Here is a 1,851-nt window from a genome sequence, read left to right on the forward strand (position 1 = left end):
GATGCGATGTGCGGTAGAGGGATGGAGCCCCGACTTCTCGCTGATTTCCTTGAGCGAAAGCGCTTCTTCGCGGTTCGCCAGGATTTCGAGCAGCGTGAACATCCTTTCTATGACCTGAACGGTCGGTGTCGCGGGAAGGGCTGAATCGGGCTTTTTCATGTGCAGGCTTTCTGCTGCAAATTTTACCCTGTGAAATCCTGATGCGCTGGATGATGCGCCTGGTGGGGCCGATGCCTATGCCTTGTCGGATGGCCTGCCTGTATTTTCTGCCGCAGGCTCTGCGGAAAGCACCCACTGCCCGTCGACCAGCACTTCGTTGGGCCTGAATCCGGCCTTGTAGTTCATTTTTGGGCTTTCCGCGATCCAGTAGCCCAGGTACACATAGGGCAAATCGAGGCGCCGGGCCTGCTCGATCTGCCACAGCACGCTGTAGTTGCCGTAGCTTGCGCGGCCATCCGGCTCGTAAAACGTATAGACCGCGGAAATGCCGTCCTCCAGCACATCAAGGATGGACACCATCTTCAGAGCGCCTGGCTCGCCGTCAGGCAGGCTTTCGCGAAACTCCACCAGGCGTGAATTCACGCGGCTTTGCAGCAGGAACTGGGTGTATTGGTCAATGCTGTCATGGTCCATGCCGCCGCCTGCGTGACGGCCGTTCTGGTAACGCAGGTAGAGCTGGTAATGCTCCGGCATGAAGCAAAGCTTGAGGATGCGGGCCTGTAGCGTCTGGTGCCGCTTCCAGGCGCGGCGCTGGCTGTTGTTGGGGCTGAAGCTGCCAACAGGCACCCGTAGCGGGACGCAGGCCTGGCACCCATCACAGTAGGGGCGGTAGGTAAACATGCCGCTGCGCCGGAAGCCGTTGGTCACAAGGTCCGAATAGGCGTCGTTGTGGATGAGGTGGCTGGGTGTGGCAACCTGCGAGCGGGCCTGCTTGCCCGGCAGATAACTGCACGGGTAGGGCGCCGTTGCGTAGAACTGCAAGGTTTGCAGGGGCAGGTCTTTGAGATGTGTCACGGTAGGTCCAGGGTTCCCTTCGTTCCCGTCGTCAATATCTGATTCCAGTATACGGGTTCAAAGTGCCAGTCGGGCCCCGTTTTACCCACGCTTTGTCCGAGGTAGGCAACAAATTCCGCCCGGCTGATTTCTCCCGCGCCCAGGGACGCCAGGTGATGGGTATTTTGCTGGCAATCAATCATGGTGATGTGCTGTTCACGGCAAAAAGCCACCAGTGCCGCCAGTGCGATTTTGGATGCATCGGTCTGGTGTGCAAACATCGATTCGCCAAACACCATGCGGCCCAGATTCACACAATACAAGCCGCCTGCCAGCGCGCCGTCGATCCAGGTCTCCACGCTGTGCGCATGGCCTGCCTTGTGAAGGGCGCTATAGGCCTGCACCATGTCAGGGACTATCCAGGTACCGGGTTGGCCGGAACGGGGCTTGCTGGCGCAGGCGTCGATGACGCGCTCAAAGGCGCTGTCGAATCTGATTTCGCAGCGATGCTGTTCCTGAAAACGAACTACCGTTTTGCGCAGCGACCGGTGCAGCTTGAAGTGCCGGGTCTGCAGCACCATGCGAGGGTCAGGGCTCCACCAGAGCACGGGCTGGCCTAGGCTGTACCAGGGGAAAATTCCCTGCGAATACGCATGAACCAAGGTCGGCACATCCAGGGCGGCACCAGCCGCGAGCAAACCGGGTGCCGGGTCATGGGGCCCCCATGCGGTATCCAGCGAGGGAAAGTTTTCGCCGGCGGCAAGCCAGGGCACGGGGCGCGGGAGTTTACCCATGTCTTAAAAATGGACAGTCATAAAGCCATTAAAACAGCGGGCCGTGAAGGACATGCGCAAATGG

At 59.5% G+C, this 1,851-nt stretch carries 3 protein-coding genes; all 3 read right to left on the reverse strand.

What is annotated here, in order from left to right; all coding sequences use genetic code 11:
• The coding region (locus tag AC1DWI_RS21385; protein WP_477725700.1) for a helix-turn-helix domain-containing protein at positions 1-159 on the reverse strand (159 nt) is incomplete at its 3' end.
• Between the two features lie 75 nt (positions 160-234).
• Positions 235-1,014: an arginyltransferase gene (locus tag AC1DWI_RS21390; RefSeq protein ID WP_477670841.1), complete on the reverse strand. Its 780-nt coding sequence runs from the start codon at positions 1,012-1,014 to the stop codon at positions 235-237.
• Positions 1,011-1,787 (reverse strand): leucyl/phenylalanyl-tRNA--protein transferase, encoded by a 777-nt coding sequence (gene aat, locus AC1DWI_RS21395; RefSeq protein WP_477670840.1) that lies wholly within the window; start codon positions 1,785-1,787, stop codon positions 1,011-1,013. Before aat ends, AC1DWI_RS21390 begins: the two co-directional genes overlap by 4 nt.
• Positions 1,788-1,851 lie beyond the last annotated feature (64 nt).

This window comes from Polaromonas sp. P3_C2 (assembly GCF_056402675.1).